Annotated in this window: 20 protein-coding genes; 13 read left to right on the forward strand and 7 right to left on the reverse strand. The window is 61.2% G+C overall.

The features are described 5' to 3' along the window. Positions 1-77: 77 nt before the first annotated feature. From Thiosp_RS11505 to Thiosp_RS11520, 4 genes are all read right to left on the reverse strand, one after another. Positions 78-1,538, reverse strand: a complete 1,461-nt coding sequence (locus Thiosp_RS11505) for a glycoside hydrolase family protein (protein WP_201063167.1) — start codon at positions 1,536-1,538, stop codon at positions 78-80. Positions 1,539-1,721: 183 nt separating this feature from the next. Beyond that, entirely contained in the window at positions 1,722-1,919 is a 198-nt protein-coding gene (locus Thiosp_RS11510) for a hypothetical protein (RefSeq protein WP_201063168.1), read from the reverse strand. Between the two features lie 77 nt (positions 1,920-1,996). Then, positions 1,997-3,457 carry an NAD(P)/FAD-dependent oxidoreductase gene (locus Thiosp_RS11515; RefSeq protein ID WP_201063169.1) on the reverse strand — a complete coding sequence of 487 codons (1,461 nt, stop codon included), beginning with the start codon at positions 3,455-3,457 and terminating at the stop codon, positions 1,997-1,999. 119 nt (positions 3,458-3,576) lie between these two features. Next, the gene (locus Thiosp_RS11520; protein WP_201063170.1) at positions 3,577-4,452 is read right to left on the reverse strand and encodes a TauD/TfdA family dioxygenase; all 876 of its coding nucleotides are present in this window, start codon (positions 4,450-4,452) and stop codon (positions 3,577-3,579) included. Between the two features lie 135 nt (positions 4,453-4,587). Between Thiosp_RS11520 and Thiosp_RS11525 the strand changes: the two genes are divergently transcribed. Then, positions 4,588-5,283, forward strand: a complete 696-nt coding sequence (locus tag Thiosp_RS11525) for a cytochrome b/b6 domain-containing protein (protein WP_323697076.1) — start codon at positions 4,588-4,590, stop codon at positions 5,281-5,283. A 68-nt stretch (positions 5,284-5,351) separates the two neighbouring features. Here Thiosp_RS11525 and Thiosp_RS11530 read toward each other — a convergent pair whose 3' ends face one another. Both Thiosp_RS11530 and folD read right to left on the reverse strand, forming a co-directional pair. After that, complete coding sequence (locus tag Thiosp_RS11530) at positions 5,352-5,819, reverse strand: c-type cytochrome (RefSeq protein WP_201063171.1); 468 nt, start codon at positions 5,817-5,819, stop codon at positions 5,352-5,354. 314 nt (positions 5,820-6,133) lie between these two features. Then, positions 6,134-6,991, reverse strand: coding sequence for a bifunctional methylenetetrahydrofolate dehydrogenase/methenyltetrahydrofolate cyclohydrolase FolD (folD, locus tag Thiosp_RS11535; protein WP_201063172.1), 858 nt, complete (start codon positions 6,989-6,991; stop codon positions 6,134-6,136). A 246-nt stretch (positions 6,992-7,237) separates the two neighbouring features. Here folD and Thiosp_RS11540 point away from each other — a divergent pair, with 246 nt between their 5' ends. The 10 genes from Thiosp_RS11540 (at position 7,238) to Thiosp_RS11585 (ending at position 17,393) form a co-directional block, all read left to right on the forward strand. Beyond that, the gene (locus Thiosp_RS11540; RefSeq protein ID WP_201063173.1) at positions 7,238-8,452 is read left to right on the forward strand and encodes a glucose-1-phosphate adenylyltransferase family protein; all 1,215 of its coding nucleotides are present in this window, start codon (positions 7,238-7,240) and stop codon (positions 8,450-8,452) included. A 245-nt stretch (positions 8,453-8,697) separates the two neighbouring features. Next, complete coding sequence (locus Thiosp_RS11545) at positions 8,698-9,054, forward strand: high-potential iron-sulfur protein (protein WP_201063174.1); 357 nt, start codon at positions 8,698-8,700, stop codon at positions 9,052-9,054. A gap of 327 nt (positions 9,055-9,381) precedes the next feature. Then, the gene (locus Thiosp_RS11550) at positions 9,382-10,173 is read left to right on the forward strand and encodes a hypothetical protein (protein ID WP_201063175.1); all 792 of its coding nucleotides are present in this window, start codon (positions 9,382-9,384) and stop codon (positions 10,171-10,173) included. A gap of 29 nt (positions 10,174-10,202) precedes the next feature. Continuing rightward, positions 10,203-10,850, forward strand: coding sequence for a 23S rRNA (uridine(2552)-2'-O)-methyltransferase RlmE (gene rlmE, locus Thiosp_RS11555; protein ID WP_201063176.1), 648 nt, complete (start codon positions 10,203-10,205; stop codon positions 10,848-10,850). Between the two features lie 92 nt (positions 10,851-10,942). Next, the gene (gene ftsH / locus Thiosp_RS11560) at positions 10,943-12,874 is read left to right on the forward strand and encodes an ATP-dependent zinc metalloprotease FtsH (protein ID WP_201063177.1); all 1,932 of its coding nucleotides are present in this window, start codon (positions 10,943-10,945) and stop codon (positions 12,872-12,874) included. Then, the gene (gene folP / locus Thiosp_RS11565) at positions 12,871-13,695 is read left to right on the forward strand and encodes a dihydropteroate synthase (protein WP_242518182.1); all 825 of its coding nucleotides are present in this window, start codon (positions 12,871-12,873) and stop codon (positions 13,693-13,695) included. The genes ftsH and folP overlap by 4 nt, the downstream gene beginning before the upstream one ends. 75 nt (positions 13,696-13,770) lie before the next feature. Then, positions 13,771-15,111, forward strand: a complete 1,341-nt coding sequence (gene glmM, locus Thiosp_RS11570; protein WP_201063178.1) for a phosphoglucosamine mutase — start codon at positions 13,771-13,773, stop codon at positions 15,109-15,111. A 54-nt stretch (positions 15,112-15,165) separates the two neighbouring features. Continuing rightward, entirely contained in the window at positions 15,166-16,533 is a 1,368-nt protein-coding gene (locus tag Thiosp_RS11575; RefSeq protein WP_201063179.1) for a sodium-dependent transporter, read from the forward strand. Positions 16,534-16,582: 49 nt separating this feature from the next. Further along, positions 16,583-16,969 (forward strand): type II toxin-antitoxin system RatA family toxin, encoded by a 387-nt coding sequence (locus Thiosp_RS11580; RefSeq protein ID WP_207187970.1) that lies wholly within the window; start codon positions 16,583-16,585, stop codon positions 16,967-16,969. Continuing rightward, positions 16,962-17,393, forward strand: a complete 432-nt coding sequence (locus Thiosp_RS11585) for an RnfH family protein (protein WP_323697077.1) — start codon at positions 16,962-16,964, stop codon at positions 17,391-17,393. The genes Thiosp_RS11580 and Thiosp_RS11585 overlap by 8 nt, the downstream gene beginning before the upstream one ends. A 10-nt stretch (positions 17,394-17,403) precedes the next feature. Here Thiosp_RS11585 and Thiosp_RS11590 read toward each other — a convergent pair whose 3' ends face one another. Continuing rightward, complete coding sequence (locus Thiosp_RS11590) at positions 17,404-17,910, reverse strand: outer membrane protein assembly factor BamE (protein ID WP_201063181.1); 507 nt, start codon at positions 17,908-17,910, stop codon at positions 17,404-17,406. Between the two features lie 129 nt (positions 17,911-18,039). Here Thiosp_RS11590 and fur point away from each other — a divergent pair, with 129 nt between their 5' ends. Together fur and Thiosp_RS11600 are read left to right on the forward strand one after the other, a co-directional pair. After that, on the forward strand, positions 18,040-18,498 hold the full coding sequence (fur, locus tag Thiosp_RS11595) for a ferric iron uptake transcriptional regulator (RefSeq protein ID WP_201063182.1): 459 nt from the start codon (positions 18,040-18,042) through the stop codon (positions 18,496-18,498). A 111-nt stretch (positions 18,499-18,609) separates the two neighbouring features. Further along, complete coding sequence (locus tag Thiosp_RS11600) at positions 18,610-20,091, forward strand: AMP-binding protein (protein ID WP_323697078.1); 1,482 nt, start codon at positions 18,610-18,612, stop codon at positions 20,089-20,091. The last annotated feature ends 31 nt before the right edge of the window (positions 20,092-20,122 follow it).

The raw sequence follows: 20,122 nt of genomic DNA on the forward strand, positions 1-20,122 counted from the left end.
TCGTGGTTGTTTTGGCCTGGATTAGGAAACCAATTGGCCCTGTGCCTGATTTCAGTGCCTCATTTCAATGTCGGGTTTCATCGGCTGGTGGTACACGAATTTCCCCATTCGACATTGTTGAGCACGATCCACCCATCCTCAAGGGTTCCTGCGGCGACATTGCAGACTAAATCCCAATTTGGTGGATTCAGGATGAACACCTCTTCTGACTGATGCACCCGCACGGCAGTGACACTCGGCGTCCCATCGATGGCATCGTCTAGCGTGGCCAGCGGGCTGCCGTTCTGTACCACCTTCAGGCGCATATCGGCGTAGTTTTTGACGGTGATCTGAATGCTTTCCCCAGGCTCGGGGACAACCGGGTTGAAGTTGGTCGGGCAGTCCACGGTGGCCGGATTAGCGCTTGGCATGGGCACGCTCATGGTGCTTGCCTGCGCGAACTCGCTGCCCAGGGCCTGAGCGCCGCCCCAGGGTGTTTCGGTCAGGCCCGCGTCCTCGGTGTAGAGCCCGAAATTATTGGGCTCGTTGAAGAATTCGTAACCCACCTCTCCCGATAGATTGTCGATGAGCAGTGATCTAGTGTAATTCTGGCCGACGATTTTCCAATCGCGCGTTGTGGGGTTGTTGCTGTTCCCGACAGCACCGGATTCCGTCAGATAGACAGGGATCGGAAAGGCCGCGACTTCCTGTGCGATTCCGTCATAAGAACTCATTGGGCCACCCGGTACATAGCGGTAAGAATTCAGGCCGATGTAGTCCGCCCGCTCGCTCGCGATGCCGCAGGCGTAGTACTGAGCGACGACGTCGGTGCCGATCAAGCCGGGGGGAGTCAGACTGGCTTCCGGCGAATCCTGCATGGCGACACCGACGGGAGTGCTTAAGCCTTTGCTCTGCAAGTGGGCTTTGGCATCGCGGATCACGGCTTTGATCACGGATGCGTCATGCTTTTCAAGATTGACGGCGCGCTCGATACACTCTCGCTGAGTTGAGCATTCGGGTGGTGATTCGATATTGGTGACATAATCGTAAATATTGCCGGGGAAAACGACCTCGTTGCCGACTGAATAGCCGAGGATGTTCTCGTATCCCGAGAAGGCATCGATCACGTCAGTGATGCGCTCCCGCAGTGTGATTGAATAATTCGGATCGACGCGATTGACATTGACTTGCTCCGAGGCCATGCCGATCAAGGCGTAAATACCATTTTGCTTCAGCAGATTCATCGTCGCGTCATGTCCCTGGGACAAATCGACGCTGTAAACCCGCACCGCATTCACATTCAGCTCAAGCAGGCGCGGCAGAATTTTCTGGGCGAAGTAGTCATGCTCGCTATCGCCGAGCAGATCCTTATTGTGGTTATTCGAAGCCAGGGCCACGCCCCGAACGATAAACCTAGCCTGGTCGCTGGCTGTTATCAGAGCTTTGCCCTGGGTGGCGATTGGGCCACGGAAGTCTGCCGCAAGAGCCGTGGTTGCAGCCAAAATTGCACTTGAGGCCAGGGTAATGATGAACGCGTAGCGTGTATATTGGGTATTCATCGGATGAGTTTCCCCCTGAAGGCTCGATCTGAAGGCTGGCTTGAGTGGCGGACCATGCGCGCCATTGGATTTGCCAAGCGCTAGCGGGGAGATTTGGGCATGCGGGCAGTTTGACAACCCAGGTCGCCGGTGGCGGCGGGACGCGGGCGCACCGCGTCCCGTTCTGATAGGGCGCGGGTCGCCCTAGCTTTGCGAGTTGGACAGCAGCTTGAAGATCTTGAAGTTGATGATCCAGAAGCGGAAAAACTGCCAGATGAGCGAGGTGCGGAAATAGCGTGTGAACCTGGTGGGAACCGGCGGGTAGTAAGCCTGCTGATAAGGCTCGCGGTTTTTAACGGGGACCCGAGGGGGCTCAGAGGGGGCTCCAGCTTCGGTGGTCATCAGTATTTGCTCCATATTTTTGTGTTATTTGTAACGCCATGCGATCGGCGTCCAGAGAAGACGTTCATCTGGGTGTATCAATCCGGCAGCAGGTGCCAGCCTGGTCCGAGTTTGGCCTGGTAGATGAAGACATGATGCAGGATGTACTTCATCCAGTGGCCGGCCAAGCCAATCTCGCCGAAGGTCAAATCCATGTCGCGGCCGTATTCCGGGTACTTTTCGTAGTCCGGTACCACTGGATATACGGTCATGGTGGCGGCCGTTCCCTTGAAGATGTCCGAGCCCGTCGATGCGACGCAGGCGGCGCCGGTTTCGCCCATTGAGGCGCGATGGGTTGGCTCCGGGGCGCCATTGACCATGTCGCGGATGCTGGCGGCGACGGCGCGACCCATGGCGGCCGAGGGCATCCCGGTGCGTGGCGGCGTCGGGCTGATCTGCGTGCCTTTAGGGCTTTTCATGACCTTGCTGATCGGATGCGGCGGCGCGAAGGCGATGCCGACCGAGAAGATATTCTTGTAGCTTGGGTTTTGATAGGTGCTCGGCCAGTCCGCCTTGCTCCATTCCTCATAGGGCCGGGGCGTGTAGTCCGCGTCCACTTTCATCATGCCGTTGGCGGCGAACAGCTTGTCGGTGATGTCGCTGCCGTCCTGGCCATAGGCCTTGAGTCCGACGCCGGCGAAGGGCGGAATTAACATGGCGAAGTCAAAATCCAGCTCGGCTTCGGTGCCGTCGAGGGTTTCATAATGGATCTTGCCGGGCTCGACCTTGGTCACATGCGCGCGGGTGATCCACTCCATGTTGCGCTCGACCATCAGTGACTCGGCGAACACCTTACCGTTGGTCATATAGCCGCCGCGCTGGATGTGTACGCCGCCCATGCCGAAGTCGCCGAGCTCGTATTCGTTGCTGATCCACATGATGCGCGCTTTGTCGCGCACCCCGTTTTGGCGCAGCGCGTGGTCGATGTTGTAGATGTACTCGAATGCCGCGCCCTGACAAGTGCACATGCCATGGCCGGTGCCGACGACAAAATTGCGTGTTTCGCCGCGCTTCATGGCGGCAATGTTTTCCTGCAGCTGTTCGTTGGCTTCGATCGCATGATCGGGGGTGCAGACTGAGACCGTGTGCCCGCCTTCTGGCCCCAGACCGGGTGTGGCGCCGAAATTCAGCTTAGGACCGGTGGCGTTGACCAGGTAGTCGTACTCGAGCTTGTCGGTCTGGCCAGCGCGCGACTCGTCGGTGTACTCGATGGTCACATAAGGCTTTGCCTGACCGTCGCCCCCGTCTGGATGCACGGACACTGCCTTGGCCTGGCGAAAGTCAACGCCAAGCTTGCGATAGACGGGGTCGAGCTCGAAGGTCACCTGCTTTTTCGTCATCTCCCCGACACCCACCCAGATGTTGGAGGGAATCCAATTCCACATGGCTTTGGGCGAGACAACGGAAATCTGGTGTTCGCTGCCTTTCAGCCAGCGACCGAGATAGCGGGCCACCGTGTGACCGGAAATACCCGCGCCCAGGATAACAACTCGTGCCATAACAAAGCTCCTGTTGGTGGTTATGAGTTCGTGACTCTTGTGGTTATTTCGATGCGCACCTAGCCGGCAATTTTTGGCCGGTAATTATGGGAGACGCCCGGTGCTTGAGTGTAGCACCATCAGGTGTTGCTGATGCGCTCGTAATAACGTGCGCGGTAGAGCAGACGCGGCTGGTCGCCGTCGCCAAACCCGCTGCGGGTGTGCAGCACATTGTTACTCACCAGCCCCCAGCCGGATTTGAGCCTGCCGTGGAAGTGCCAGGGGCTGGGTGAGCCGAGCAGTTCATTCAAACAATCAACTGCAGCCTTGGTGGCGGAATCCTCGCGCCAGCGGATGTTGCGCGAGCGCTGGGTGAAGCGCATGTGCAGGCGCCCGTCGGCCGCGACCGAGAACACCGGGCCGGTGCGGTCCGGGCGCAAGACCTGGCCATCCTGCGTGTGCGCGGGGATGGTCATGCAGTCCGACTGCATGAGTGCGCGAATGTGCGCGGGATTGCGGTCGCGGATCAGGATATACAGGATCTCATGGTCCAAGAGTGCATTCTCGCCGCCCTCGAGCGCGGGTTGTACGCAATGCAGCAGCAAGGCGCGAATCTGCTTGTCAGCTGTGTTGTAATAACCGTCCGTGTGCCAGGCGATGGGGCGGTTGGAGTAGGGGATGAAGTCACGATGGCGCGCGTCCTCCTGCACGGTGAGGGCCGTGATGGCGTCATCATCGGCGCCGCGATTATGATCGAGACTGTGCAAGCCGAAGGCACGGCCCATGGCCACCGGAATGTCCTTGCTTGGGTCATCCCCGGCGCGGCTGGCGTAAATGGCCATGTTTGCCTGCTGGCAGCGCTCGAGCAGCGCCTGATGCTCGGCTGCGCTAAGCTGCCGTGGGTCTTTGATCTCGACCACCAGCGCGCCGAGATCGCGCGGCGCGCGCGACAGCTTCTCCTCGCGCCAACGCGCATAGGCGCTGTCATGGTCGAGGTCGAACGTGGATTCAGTCATTATTGTGATCCTGCCAGCCGGGGCGGCGAAGGTTTGTGCGCCTGCGGATTATACTTGGCGTAAATCCATCCGGGCTGCCGCCGGGTGCATGCGGTGGGGCAGTCGCAAGAATGTTATATAAGGAGTGATCTGCTGATGCAAATGATCCGTGTCTGGGATGCCCCGACTCGCCTGTTCCACTGGTCCCTGGCGCTGCTGGTGCTGGCGGCTTTCCTGACTGGGCTGCAGGGTGGGAACTGGATGGTCTGGCACGAGCGTGCCGGCCTTGCCATCCTCGCGCTGCTGGTGTTTCGCCTGGTATGGGGAGTTGTCGGCTCCACCTATGCCCGCTTTGCCGAGTTTTTGCCGACCCCTGCGCGCGTGCTGGCCTATGTGCGTGGGGGCTGGCATGGCCTCGGGCACAATCCACTCGGAGCACTGTCGGTATTTGCCCTGCTTGGTGTGCTCTTGTTTCAGGTGCTGACGGGGCTGTTCGCCAACGACGACATTGCCTTTGACGGGCCGCTGTTCGCGCTGGTGTCAAAAGGGCTCAGCAACAGTTTGGCCGGTTTGCACAGGCAGGCCATCTGGCTGATTGGAGGGCTGATTGGGCTGCATGTTGCCGCGGCATTGTTCTACACCCTGGTGCGGCGGCACAACATCATCCGGCCCATGGTGACCGGGGTGAAGCAGGTCGACGCGGGCAGCGACGCAGATTGGGCGCAACCGGCGCGAGGCGGCGGCCTGCCGGCTCTGCTTCTAGCGCTGGCGCTGGCTGGAGCAGTGGTTTGGGTTGCTGCCGGCGGGCTCTTGGCTCCGCCACCACCGCCACCGCCGCCACCTGCCTGGTGACACGCCGTGGCGGGTGCCCGGATAGCCGAGACCCGCCACGGCGCTAAAGCTGTGAAAGGATCGACTGATCAGTCGTCCTTGCGGAACTTCTTATGGCACGCCTTGCAGGATTCGCCAAGTGCGCCAAATGCCTGCTTGACCTCGGCTTCGTCGCCCATGGCGGCGACTTCAGCCATGTTGTTGGCGGCGGCGACAAAATCCCCTGCTACCTTGCCAACCTCGGCCTGATCGGTGAAGAGTTCAGGCTTCACGCGGGTTTCGACACCATTGACGGCCTTGTCGGTGCCTGGGCCATAGAGGGCGCCCATGCCAGAATTGGCGATGCCGGCGATGGCGTCGGCTGCTTTCTGAACTTGCTGCTGGTTGTAGTCGCCGGCGAGGTTGGCTTTGATCTTGCTCATGTTCCATGACATGAAGGTATACCCGGCCTGACGGGTGAGGATTTGCTCCTCGGGCTTCATGTCGGCGGCGATGGCAGCGCCAGCGAGACCAATAGACAGAAGAGCCGTGGCTGAGAAAGAGACAATAGACTTCATGAGAGTTACTCCGTTGGTTGAAAAAATCGGGTTGAAAAAGTTGGGTTGGAATAATCGGGACTCGAAAGGTCGCAGCCAAGAGCCTGACCGGCGGCCGCCAGCAGGGCGTCGGTCAAGACGGATGCCTGCGGGGGGTTCCGGCGGGGGTTCCGGCGGTGATTCCTGCGGTGATTCCGGCGGGAACCCTGGCGGGGGCTTGGTCCGCGATGAACCGCGACCCTATGCGATGTGGGTGATTTTACCTGAAAGTCAACGCTCGGCGTTGCCGGATACAGCATAAACGTGGAAGTGGCGGATTCCCGGTCGCAGTGTTTTCAGCCATCAGTCATGCCTTCGGCCGCTTGCAGGGTGTTTTCGAGCAAGCTGGCGATGGTCATCGGGCCGACGCCGCCCGGGACGGGGGTAATCCAGGCCGCCCGCTCGCGGGCGCTGTCGAAGTCAACATCCCCGCACAAGCGCCCGTCCTGATCGCGATTCATCCCGACGTCAATGACCAGCGCGCCCGGTTTGACCCAATCGCCCGGGACGAAACGCGCGCGGCCGATGGCGACCACCAGCACGTCGGCGGCTTGCGCTTTGGCCGCGAGATCGCGAGTGCGACTGTGGCAGACGCTGATGGTACAGCGCGCGGCGAGCAGTTCAAGCGCCATTGGTCGCCCGACGATATTCGACTGGCCAATCACAACCGCATCCAAGCCTTCAAGTGACTGGCCGGTGTGTGACAATAAGGTCATGACGCCTTTGGGGGTGCAGGGGCGCATCAGCGGCATGCGCAGCGACAGTCGCCCGACATTGTAGGGATGAAAGCCGTCGACATCCTTGGCCGGATCGATGCGCTCGATCACCGCTTCTGGGTCGATCTGCGCTGGCAAAGGCAACTGCACCAGGATGCCGTGAATACGCGCATCCGTGTTGAGTTTGTCGATCAGCGCTAAGAGTTCGGCCTCGCTGGTGTCTTGCGGCAGCTCATGCAACTCGGAGAGAAATCCCACTTCATCGCAGGCTTTGTGCTTGTTGCGCACATAGACCTGAGAGGCGGGATTGGCACCTACGAGCACCACGGCCAACCCGGGCCGCGAGCCGCCCGCCTGCAGGCGGGTTTCAACCTTGGCTTTGAGGTCGGTGCGAATCGTCGCGGCGATTTGCTTGCCGTCGAGAATCTGTGCGCTCATGGGTGAAAGTCTCTGTCTTGGAAAGGGGCGTCTGCAGTTGCAAGGCGCTCGGGGCCGATGAACCAACCCCGCATGATAGCGCCTTGTCGGTGTTGACGGCACCCTTGCGCGCAAAACAGGCATGCTATCCTTGCGCGCCCCGGAAATCGGCTGAGACGATTCGATCTGAAAGTAGATCCTGAGTCTTGGCCTGTGTGACCGTCCCCTGTATGACCTTCCGTAGGGAAAGCCGAAGGAGAATTTGCAGTGCCCAGCGATACCTTGACCTTTCTGGTCGCCACCGAGCGTGGCGCGCCTGCTGAACTGACCGAAGAACGCGCCAAGGCAGCCGTGCCCTTTGGCGGCAAATACCGGGTGATCGACTTCTCGCTTGCCAACTGTTTGCATTCTGGACTGCGGCAAATTCTCGTTCTGACACAATACAAATCCCATTCGCTGCACAAGCATCTGCGCGACGGCTGGGCACTGTTCAATGCGGAACTTGGCGAGTTCATCACCCCGCTACCGCCACAAATGCGCGTCGATGGTGGCTGGTATCTGGGCGTTGTGGATGCCTTGCGGCAAAACCGGTACCTGATTGAGCGCAGTTCCGCGTGGCGTTTGTTGCTGCTCGACGGTGGGGTCGTCTACCGCATGGATTACGCCGAGCTGCTGCGCTGGCACGATGAGCAGGAGGCGCAAATCACTGCCGCATTGCGTCCGATCACGGATGAGTCCGCGGCAAGCGCTTACCGGATTGACTGCGATGATGCTGGCCGGATTCTGGAACTGCATGGTCCTGCTCCAACCCAGCCGCCGACCCAGCCGCCGACAGGTTTGGCGCCGATGGGCGTGGTGGTGGTCAACAAAGACTATCTGCTTAAGCATCTGGACCATCTGATTCGAGTCAGCAATGGTCAGGCCGAGGCGGATTTCGTGGCAACCTTGCTCAAGCATTCCGGTGGCGCGTGCGCGATGGGATATCGCTTTGGCGGAGAGCGTGGGCGGGTATCGCAGGATCGCTACTGGAGCGACCTGGGCTCTGTGGATGCCTACTATCGAGCGCACATGACATTGCTCGAATCGCGCCCGTCAATCGACCTCTATCAACCCGGCTGGAACATTCTTACCTATCAGGGTCAGCACCCGCCGGCGCGCACCGTGCCAGGGCCCAGTTCGGGCAGCGAGGGGGTCTTCGTGAATTCCATGCTGGCGGCGGGGACCCTTATCCGCGGTGGTGCCGTCAATCGCTCGGTGTTTTTTTCCTGTGTCAAGGTTGATGACGGCGCCATCGTCGATGGTGCTATTTTGTTCGATCGCGTTCAGGTCGGCGCAGGTGCAGAGCTTAACCGCTGCATACTCGACAAAGACGTGGTGGTCTCGCCAGGGGCGCGCATCGGCGTTGATCGCAAAGAAGATCGCGCGCGCTTTTTCGTCTCGCCCGAGGGCGTGGTGGTGGTGCCGAAGGGTGCGCGGGTTTAGTGCTTCGCGCGACAGGTCAGCCACCCTCGATGTCGCTCTTTAGCGGCCGTGGCAGATCGGCGTTGGCAAACGGAAACTCGCCTTTTGGTGAACTTTAAGGCAAAATGCCGGGTCGGAGTTAGGCGGCATGGGCCGCTTTACCCGTTTTCATCCAAGCCTTGCGGGCTTTTTGCCCCAACGGCCCATGAAACCCCGTCGCGTTTCACCGCGACCTTTCCGTTTATCGCTAGTTTAGGAGACGACTTATGTCCGATAAGCCAATGAATCAGAGCCGTCGCGATGCCGTCAAGCTCGTTCTCGGTGGTCTTGCCACGGTCCCCCTGATGAATCTGGTCGGCATGGCCGCTGCTCAGGCCGAGGAACTGCCGCACGTCGATCCCGCCACTGATCCGACCGCGCAGGCGCTGAAGTACAGCGAAGACGCGACCCAGTCGGTGCGTGAGCAAGAAGCGCGTCCGGGTCTGCCGGCTAACGAGCAGCACTGTGCGAACTGTCAGTTCGTGCTGGCTGATTCCGGCGACTGGCGTCCGTGCAGCCTGTTCCCGGGCAAGGCTGTCAGCCAGAACGGCTGGTGCGCCTCCTGGACTCTTAAGGCTGGTTGATTCGGTTCGCCGACGTCTAGCTGACTCTCATGCTGAGAGATACGCGGGCAGCATCAGTCTCTGATGCGGCCTGCGTGCTTTTTTGATGGCGAAAGCCGTCCCTGCCGTTCGGTTTGCGTTTTGATCGCTCCGCCCGGCTGAGATTTCCCCAACCCGCTTGTTCAACCCAGGTTCGCCCCAGTTCATGCCGAGTACATGCCGGTCCGATCGTGCTGCGTTTGGCTCGATGCGGGATCTGGTGGCGCCTGAGCTGGCTATGCCGCGCCGGCAATCTGCCCGTGCCGCCAGGCAATCCAGTTCCCTCATATCCCTCAACCAGGCTCCAAAATGACGACTGCTTCCTATGCCGCGCCCGCTACCGAAAAGCGCCACGTGCTGCTGCGGGCGCTGATCTGGGCCATTGTCGGCGTGATCTACGCACCCCTGTTTTTAGCGCTTGAGGATCTGTTCCGCATGGCGGACTTTGGCCCCTGGTCCTTCGTGCCTGCCGCGGCCCTGGCTGGCGGTGCCGGCGCCATGCTCTACGGCGCGCGCCAGGTGGCGATCGCGGCCAGTCTGATTGGCGTGTCGACCGGGTCGATCCTGCTGCTGATCCCTGGGGCCGCCACCGCACTTTGGCAGCCGGCCGTGGTGGGGCTGCTCGCTGGTGTCGCGGGCGGATTGTTCGTGACCTTTCCCGGTGTCTGCACCTCGCATGTGGTGGCCAAGGCCGTTACGGGCATCGTCTCGGGCGCGGTCTGCGGTACCTTTCTGGCGCTGGTGGAGCCTCATCTGCCGTTGGTGCGACTGGAATTTGCCGCGGTCGCCTTTCTGGTGTCGGTCAATGGCGTGATCTATGTGTCGACCCTCAGCCCCTGGATGCGGACTTTGTCCGCCGTCGATGCCCTGGCCAACCGGTGGAAGCAGGCGCTGGTCATCGGCGTTGTCGCCATGGTGACGGCGGCCAGTGTCTGGATTGTATCCAAATCCATTACTGGCGAGGTCTCTACCCCCATGGCGATGGCGCTGATGGGCTTGCCCGATAGTCTGCCGGTCGCGTTAATGGCGGGGGCCGCCGGCGGCGCGATTACCGGCGCTTTGCTCGAGATTTTCCGTTTTCGCTGGGTGCTCGATGTTTGACTTCCACGAGTTCAGCTGAAGTCCAACCCGTGGGCCGCAGCAAAAGCAGTCAGCGCTGGCTTGCGCGTCAGCGCAGCGATCCTTACGTCAAACAGGCGCAAGCCCAGGGTTATCGCTCGCGGGCTGCCTACAAGCTGCTTGAGATCGACGCCAAGGATCGGTTGCTGCGTCCAGGCTTGCGGGCGCTGGACCTTGGCGCTGCCCCTGGTGGCTGGTCGCAGGTGCTCGCCGCGCGAGTGGGAAAGCGCGGTCAGGTCATCGCCTTGGATGTGCTGGCGATGGACCCGGTGCCGGGAGTGGACTTCATCGAAGGGGACTTCACCGAGGATGAAACCCTGACGCGGCTCTGCGCGGTCCTTGGCGAAGCATCGGTGGATCTTGTGCTTTCCGATATGGCCCCTAATGTTTCGGGAATGCGGGCAGTGGATCAGCCGCGATCCATCTATCTGTGCGAGCTGGCACTGGACTTGTCGACCAGAGTGCTGCAATCTGGAGGCCATCTGGTGATGAAGGCCTTCCATGGGGAGGGTTTCGACCAACTGGTGCGTGATCTGCGGCAATGTTTTGAGCGTGTCGCCAGTCGCAAGCCGGAGGCATCGCGCGCAAACAGCCGCGAGACCTACTTGGTCGCCAAGGGATTTCGCCCGGCTTGTCGCAAGGACAGGGAGACAGGCTAGGGATCTCGTGATTCTGTCGAAAGGCAGGGGACGAGAGGCATGGCGTCCGGCACTGCCGGATTATTTTTTGAGAGACTGAGTCTGTGACCGATATGGCAAAGAATCTGCTTCTGTGGGTGGTCATCGCGATTGTGCTGATGTCCGTGTTCAATAACTTTACGACCACGCAAACCTCACCGCGGACCATGGCCTACTCGGATTTTATCGAGCAGGTGCAGCAGGGCCAGGTGAAAGAGGTGGTGGTGAAGGGGCGCACCATTGACGGCGAGAACGTCGATGGCCATAAGTTCACCACCTACAGCCCCGGCGATGACGGTCTGGTTGGCGACCTGCTCAACAACAATGTTGAGATCAAGGCCGCGCCGCCGGAGAAGCAGTCGCTGCTGATGCAGATACTGATCAACTGGTTCCCATTGTTCATTCTGATCGGCTTGTGGATTTTCTTCATGCGTCAGATGCAAGGCGGTGCCGGCGGGCGCGGGGCCATGTCCTTTGGCAAGAGCAAGGCACGCATGCTGAGCGAGGACCAGGTTAAGGTCACCTTTGCCGACATGGCCGGAGCCGAGGAGGCGAAGGACGAGGTTGTCGAGGTGGTCGATTTCCTCAAAGACCCATCCAAATTCCAAAAGCTCGGCGGCAAGATCCCCAAGGGCGTGCTCATGGTCGGCCCGCCTGGCACCGGTAAAACGCTGCTTGCGCGTGCCATTGCCGGCGAGGCCAAGGTGCCCTTCTTCACCATCTCAGGCTCAGATTTTGTCGAGATGTTCGTCGGCGTGGGTGCGTCGCGCGTGCGCGATATGTTCGAGCAGGCTAAAAAACACGCTCCCTGCATCATCTTCATCGACGAGATCGATGCTGTCGGTCGTCATCGCGGCGCCGGTCTCGGCGGCGGCCATGACGAGCGTGAGCAGACGCTGAACCAACTGCTGGTGGAAATGGACGGCTTCGAGGGGACAGAGGGCGTCATTGTCATCGCCGCCACCAATAGGCCCGATGTGCTTGACCCAGCGCTGCTGCGGCCTGGTCGCTTTGATCGTCAGGTGGTGGTGCCCCTACCCGATGTGCGCGGACGCGAGCAAATTCTGAAGGTCCACATGCGCAAGGTGCCAACCGCCGAGGATGTGCAGGCGTCCATCCTCGCACGCGGCACGCCCGGTTTCTCGGGGGCCGATCTGGCCAATCTGGTCAATGAGGCAGCGCTCTTTGCCGCCCGCTCCAACAAGCGTCTGGTGGACATGCAGGACCTTGAAAAGGCCAAGGACAAAATCATGATGGGTGCCGAGCGGCGCTCCATGGTGATGTCCGATGATGAGAAGAAGCTCACTGCGTATCACGAGTCGGGCCACGCCATCGTCGGGCGCCTGGTGCCCCAGCATGATCCGGTGCACAAGGTCAGCATTATTCCGCGCGGACGGGCGCTGGGCGTGACGCTGTTTTTGCCCGAGGATGATCGCTTCAGCTACAGCAAGCAGCGGCTTGAGAGTCAGATCTCCAGTCTGTTCGGCGGGCGCATCGCCGAGGAACTGATCTTTGGACCGGAGATGGTCACCACGGGTGCATCAAACGACATCCAGCGTGCCACTGAACTGGCGCGCAACATGGTCACCCGCTGGGGCCTGTCGGACAGGCTTGGTCCGCTGGCCTATGGTGAGGATGAGCAGGAAGTCTTTCTCGGCCACTCGGTGACGCAGCACAAATCGGTATCCGATGAGACCACGCACGTCATCGACGAGGAAGTGCGCAGTTTCATTGATCGCAACTATGAGCGCGCCAAGAACCTGCTGAACGAGAACATGGAAAAGCTCCACAACATGGCCGCCGCGCTGATCAAGTACGAGACCATCGACCTGGAGCAGATCAACGACATCATGGAAGGCCGTCCGCCGCGTCCGCCCAAGGACTGGGACAAGGAAGATGCTCAGCAGCCACCCGGCGGCAGTGCCGATGCCCCGGTGACCCCAGGCGAGGACGGTAAGCCGGCCAGCGGCGTCGGTCCAATTGGCGGCCCCGCAGGCGAGCATTGACGCTCGATCTCACTCAGCCCTGTGTGATGGGCGTGCTTAATGTCACGCCCGATTCCTTCTCTGACGGCGGGTGCTACGCCCGGGTCGATGCCGCCTGCGCGCACGCGCAGGCAATGGCCGAGGCCGGGGCGAAAATCATCGATATCGGTGGTGAGTCGACCCGGCCCGGTGCCGCCGCTGTCTCCACCGCAGAGCAACTCGACCGCGTCATCCCGGTGATTGAACGTCTGGCGCCCGCGCTGGATGCATCCGGTCTTGGTGCCCTGATTTCCATCGATACCTCCGATCCCGCAGTGATGCGCGAGGCGGTCGGCGCTGGCGCCCATCTCATCAATGACATTCGCGCGCTGCGCGAGCCCGGTGCCCTCGCGGCAGCCGCCGAGCTGCGGGTCCCCGTGGTGCTGATGCACATGCAGGGCAATCCGCAGAGCATGCAGCACAAGCCGGACTACACCGATGTGGTGGCGGAGGTGGCCGAGTTTCTGCGCGTGCGCATGGATGCCGCTGAGGATGCCGGCATTCCGCCCGAGCGCCTGGTGATCGATCCGGGATTTGGCTTCGGCAAGCGCCTGGAGCATAATTTGCAGCTTTTGGCGGGCCTTGAGTCCATTGTTTCGCTTGGCCCGCCCGTGCTGGTCGGCTTGTCGCGCAAGTCCATGCTGGGCGCGGTGACCGGCGCCGAGGTCTCGCAGCGCCTGCCAGCTGGGCTCGCGGCGGCGGTGATGGCGGTTGAACGCGGCGCGGCCATCGTGCGCACCCATGATGTCGCGCCAACGGTGCAAGCGCTGGAAATGGTGCGGGCGGTTGCGCAGGCCGTTTGAGAGGCAGCGGAGCGCTACAAGCGGGGTGTTGCGGACGCTGTCCGCCGCTAGATTTTGCAATCTCGATTCAAGCTTATGCGAAAGTATTTCGGAACCGATGGAATTCGCGGCCGGGTCGGCGATCCGAGCGTCAGTCCGGACTTTGTGCTCAAGCTTGGCTGGGCCGCCGGGCGCGTGCTGGCGCGCCATGGCAGCGGCCGCAAGGTGCTGATTGGCAAGGATACGCGCATTTCCGGCTATATGTTCGAGTCCGCCCTGGAGGCCGGGCTGGTTGCCGCCGGGCTGGATATCCGGCTGCTCGGGCCGATGCCGACGCCGGGTGTGGCGTATCTGACACGAACCCTGCGCGCGGTGGCCGGTATCGTTATTACCGCCTCTCACAATCCTTACGAGGACAACGGCATCAAGTTTTTCTCCGGCGCCGGGGATAAGCTGCCGGATGAAACTGAGCTCGCAATCGAGGACGAACTTGAACTCCCGCTCGAAGCGGTTCCGGCCAGCGCGCTTGGCAAGGCCAAGCGGGTCGAGGATGCCAGCGGGCGCTATATCGAGTTCTGCAAAAGCACAGTCCCTGCCTGGTTTTCGCTAAAAGGTTTGCGGATCGTTGTTGATTGCGCCCATGGCGCGACCTACAACATTGCGCCTTATGTGTTCGATGAGCTTGGCGCTGACATCATTCCTCTGGGCGTGGAACCGGACGGGTTCAATATCAACAAGTCAGTCGGCTCCCTGCATCTGGAAGCTGTGCAACAGGCCGTCGCCCGCGAGCAGGCCGATCTGGGCATCGCTTTCGATGGCGATGGCGACCGGGTACTGATGGTCGATGGCGACGGACGGCTGATCGATGGCGATGTGCTGCTGTATCTGATCGCGAAGTCTCGACGCGAGATGGGTTGCCTGAGCGGCCCCGTGGTCGGTACCCTGATGAGCAATCTCGCGTTGGAGCAAGCGCTGCAGGGCATCGGGATTGACTTTGTCCGGGTCAAGGTGGGGGATCGCTACGTCATGGAACGGCTTAAGGCCGATGAGGGCGTCCTCGGTGGGGAGCCTTCGGGCCATATCATTTGCCGCGATCGGACCTCGACGGGGGACGGCATCGTCGCTGCCCTGCAGGTCTTGGCGGCGCTGGCGGGCTGGAAGCAAAGCCTGGCGGAAGCGGCAACAGCGGTGGTGCATTATCCGCAGGTGCTGATCAACTTGCGCCTGGAACAACAACGCGATGTCATCAACCTGCCCGGGGTGCAACGCGCGGTTCGCGCGGCGGAAGAACGCTTGGGCGACCATGGCCGGGTGCTGCTGCGGCCATCCGGCACCGAGCCCGTCGTGCGGGTGATGGTGGAAGGGCGCGACCGCGATCAGGTCGAGCAGATGGCGGCGGAACTGGCTGAGAGCGTGCGTGCGCAGGCAGCGGCCTAAGCCCTGGCAACAGCATCCAACACCGACCAATCAGGAGTTTCCGGCGGAGCAGACATGGCAACATCCACCTGTATTCATGGTATGTGGTCCTCGCGTTTTGCCTTTATCCTCGCGGCCAGTGGCTCGGCGGTCGGTCTCGGTAATATCTGGCGTTTTCCCTACACTGCCGGTGAGTATGGCGGCGGGGCCTTCGTGCTGGTCTATCTGCTGTGTGTGGCGGTGATTGGTATTCCCATCATGATGGCCGAGGTGATGCTTGGGCGGCGCGGACGCCAGAGCCCGATCAACACCATGCGCGCCCTAGCGCAGGCTCAGCAGGCACCGGCGTTCTGGCAGCTGGTCGGCTGGCTGGGGATTTTGTCTGGTTTTCTGATCCTGTCCTTCTATAGCGTGGTGGCTGGCTGGACCCTGTCGTATATGCTGCGTGCCGGCATGGGGGCCTTCACGGCCATTGACGCGGCCGGCTCGAAGGGGGAATTTTCCGCGCTGCTGGCCGACCCCTGGCAGCTGTTTCTCTGGCACAGTGTTTTCATGGCCATGGTCGGGCTAGTGGTGGCGCATGGCGTGACCAGCGGTCTGGAGCGGGCAGTGCGCCTGCTGATGCCGGCGTTGTTCGTGCTGCTGATCCTGATGGTGGCCTACGCGGCACAGACCGGGGCTTTCATGCAGGGGCTCGATTATCTGTTCCGCCCGGATTTCGCCGAGTTTCAAGGACGCGCCGGCGAGGCGATCCTAAGCGCCATGGGTCAGGCATTTTTCAGCCTGAGCCTCGGCATGGGTGCCATCATGATGTATGGCTCCTATCTCGACAGCCAGGCATCCATCACCGGGAACGTCGTCATTATTGCCGGCATGGATACCCTGGTTGCGCTGATGGCGGGCATGGCGATTTTCCCAATCGTGCTGGCCGATGGCCTCGCACCAGGCAGTGGCCCGGGACTGATTTTCGAGACCCTGCCGATCGCCTTCGGGCAGATGCCGGGAGGTCAATTCTTCGCGGTGGTGTTCTTCCTGCTGCTGTTGTTTGCGGCCTGGACTTCGGCGATTTCTCTGCTTGAGCCGCTGACGGCCTGGTTTGTGGAAAACCGCGGCTGGCGACGCGTGAGCGCGGCCGTAACAGGGACAGTGCTGATCTGGCTGCTTGGCGTCGCCTGCCTGCTGTCGCTCAATGTCTGGTCGGACGTCACTCTGTTCGGCAAGGGTTTCTTCGATCTGTTCGACTACGCCACCTCGAATGTGCTGCTGCCGCTCGGCGGCGTGATGATTGCCATCTTTGCCGGCTGGGTTCTGAACCGGCATGTTTCAGCCGATGAGCTGACGGGCGGTGAAAGCCTTGGCTATCGCTTGTGGCGCTTCCTGATTCGCTATGTCTCGCCAGTCGGCGTGACCATTGTTTTTCTCAATGCGATTGGATTGATTTAACGTGCCTGTCATTAACAAAAGCGCGCTTGTCCGCCATTCGGCCGCTGACATGTTTCAGCTGGTCGCCGATGTGGAGGGCTATCCGAACTTCCTTCCCTGGTGCCACGCGACCCAGTTGCTGTCGCGCACCGAGAACGAGATTTGTGGCCGCATCGAGGTCTCGCGCATGGGGATTCATCAGGCGTTCTCGACCTGCAACCGCATCGACCCGCCGCATCGGATGGACATCGACCTGAAAGACGGTCCGTTTCGCAAGCTCACCGGCGGCTGGGTGTTTACCCCGCTGCGCGAGGATGCCTGCAAGGTGGAGCTACAGCTCGATTTCGAGTTCTCCGGGCGGATGATCGACCGCGCCTTTGGCGCCGTCTTCGGGCAGATTGCCGGCTCGCTGGTGGACGCCTTCTGCAAACGAGCCGATGAGGTGTATCGTGTCTGACAAAACCACGACCGCTGCGAGCGCGGGCGGGTCGCCCGATGCCGGGGTGACCATCAATGGGGCGACCATCAATGGGGCGACCATCAATGGGGCGACCATCAATGGGGTGACCATCAATGTTGAGGTCGTGTATGCGCGCCAGGCAGCGCAGACATTACTGAACGTGAAGGGCGCGCCCGGGCTCACCGCCGGGGAGGCGATTGAGCGCTCGGGCATCTTGAGCGCGCGACCGGAAATCGACCTCAGCGTCAATAAGCTCGGCATTTTCGGTAAGCCGATCAAAGCCGAGCAGGCCTTAGCCAATGGCGACAGAGTCGAGATTTACTCGCCGCTGATTGCCGATCCCAAGCAAGCGAAGCAGAAACAAGCCGCGAGCCGCAGCGCGAAATCCGAGGCAGCCAAGCCAGACGCCGCCTCAGCCTAATCCCCTGAACCTAATCTTTGGTCTTGACGCCGACCGCGTTGAGCGTCTTTCTGACCAAACCGCGATTGTCCTGCCAGTCGGGAACCTCCACGACGATCTCGCGCTCATCTTCCGCGGCGGCGAGACGGTCGGGATTGGGCTCGAAATCACCCAGAATACGCACCAGGGTATCGCCGTCAAACCAGAGCGTGAGCTTGCGCTCCTCGATCGGGCGATGTCCGCGCTTGATGGTGTAGGGGTAGTCCCAGCGGTCGGTATGGAAGATGTCGGTGAGCAGGGGTGTACCGAGCAGATAACGCACCTGCGCCCGGGACATGCCAAGCTCCAGGCGGTCAACCATCTCCTCGGTGATGAGGTTACCCTGCTGCACGGTCATCTTGTAGACGAACGGCAGGTTGGAGAGCTTGGAGCCTTTTTCGTGATCTGGCTTGTTGCGTTTGCCCGCGCAACCGCTCAGGCCTGTTGCAAGCACGCCAACCAGAGCCGTGGTTGTTATAATGATGAGAAGCCTTCGCATTGATCCTTCACTTCAAGGTGCCGCTATTTCAAACTCGAATGATACCCTAGAGACGATGCGTTCGGCATTCCTGATGCACCATTCGCCTGCCTCGGGTTGTAAGACATCGTCCGGTTGGAGCCGGTTTCCATGAACCAGAGTCAGCAAATCAAAGAGGCCGGTTTGAAGGTGACAGTGCCCAGGGTGAAGATCCTGAGCATTCTGCAGACCACCAAACAGCGTCATCTCAGCGCCGAGGATGTTTACAAGGAGCTGCTGGCCGCCGGAGAGGACATCGGTCTGGCCACCGTTTATCGGGTGCTGACGCAGTTCGAGTCTGCGGGAATTCTCGTTCGCCACCACTTTGAAGGCGGGCAGTCGGTGTTCGAGCTCAACCGCGGCGGTCACCACGATCACCTCGTCTGCGTTAAATGTGGGCAGATCCTCGAGTTTGTCGAAGAACTCATCGAGGAACGCCAGCGCGCGATTGCCGAGCAGAAAGGCTTCAAGATCGAGGACCACTCGCTGGTTATCTATGGCATTTGTCCCAAGTGCCAAGGCCATAACGAGAGCCAGAACCAGAACCAGAACAAGAGCCACGCGTCCTAGCAACATCCATCCTAGCATCATCGCGGTTCTCAGACAGGTGTCACCGCTGACACGCATTCTCGAGCCTGATTCGTCGACGTTTGAGAGCGGAATCCGTCGCGGCGGCTACCAATGACGTCTGTCGAGACTTTTCAGACACTGGCCCGGCCGGTTGCTGTCTTGATTTCTCCCGATGGGGAGATCTCGGGCGATGAACTACTCACACGCAGCCATGCGCGCGCCGCCGAGCTGCGCCGTCAGGGGCTGCAATACGGCGATCTGGTCATCTGTCCTGTCGATGCGGCCAGTCCCTCATTGACGCTGATGCAGGCTGCGCTGGCGCTCAACAATGCCGCCTTGCTGCCGGTGCCCGCCGGACTGACGCCCACCGATGAGCGCAATCTCGCGACCCAAACCGGTGCGAACTGGATGTGGGAGCCGGCTGATCGTCCCCGCACGGGATCTGGCTGCAACCCTGGCGGCGGTCAATTGCGTGCGCTCGGCCCGTCAGCCGATTCATCGCGCGGCGAGGATGTGGCGCGCCATGGTTCATTGGCGCTGGTGGTTCAGACCAGCGGCAGCAGCGGCGGTCGCAAGGCGGCCATGCTAAGTGCGCAAGCCTTGTACGCATCTTGCGAGCGCATCAATCAGCGCCTCGGCCTGGCGGCCAATGACCTGTGGCTGTGCGCCTTGCCGCGGCAGCATATCGGTGGGCTGGCGATCGGGTATCGCTGCGCCCTGGCCGGGGCTGGCATGCTGCTGCATCCTGGCTTTGATGCCGGGCGGGTCGCGGCGGACCTGTGGCGGCATCCGGTTACCCACCTGTCGCTGGTGCCGGCAATGCTTGCGCGCCTGCTCGACCAATGCCCGCGGCCACCGCAATGGCTGCGGGTGTTACTGATTGGCGGTCAGGCGCTCGATAGCCGCCTGGCGCAGCGGGCGTTGGCGGCAGGTTGGCCCTTGCATCTTGGCTACGGCATGACCGAAACCTGCTCGTTCATTGCCAGCCGCAAACTTGCGGATCTTGATGAAGCGGGAGATGGCCGGGAAGAGGGGGCGAGGGGGGAGGGGGGACTAGAGCCCTTGCCCGATGTCCAGCTCGAGGCGCCCGCGTGCGCATCTGGGGAATCGCCTTCGCCCTTGCGTCTGCGTGCGCCCATGCTGATGATGGGCTACGCCAACCCGCGGCGCCGCCCCAGGCTCGGGCTGGATGCCGACGGCTGGCTGCGGACCGCCGATCTTGCCTGTCTGAGCGACACATCCGGGCTGCGCGTCCTCGGTCGCGCCGATGATCAATTGGTGATTGGCGGTGTGAATGTGCAGCCGGGGATGATTGAGGCCCAAATCAGCCAGTGCGCTGACGTCTCGCGCTGCGTCCTGGTGGGGCTGCCAGAGCCGGTTTGGGGCCATGTCTTGGTGGCCTTTTACCAGGGAGCGATCAGTGCCGCAGCGCTCGATGCCTGGTGCCGGGAACATTTGTCAAGCCCGCGCCGACCGCGCCTGTTCCTGCCAATGCGCGACTGGCCACTGCTGGCATCTGGCAAGGATAATCGTGCCCGGCTGCGCGAAATCGCCGCCGACGCCTGGTGCAGTCGCAGCGAGAGTTCCCGGTGATGATGTTTAACTTCTATCACTCCGCTCCCCT

Source organism: Thiorhodovibrio litoralis (assembly GCF_033954455.1).
In the GTDB taxonomy this organism is placed as follows: domain Bacteria; phylum Pseudomonadota; class Gammaproteobacteria; order Chromatiales; family Chromatiaceae; genus Thiorhodovibrio; species Thiorhodovibrio litoralis.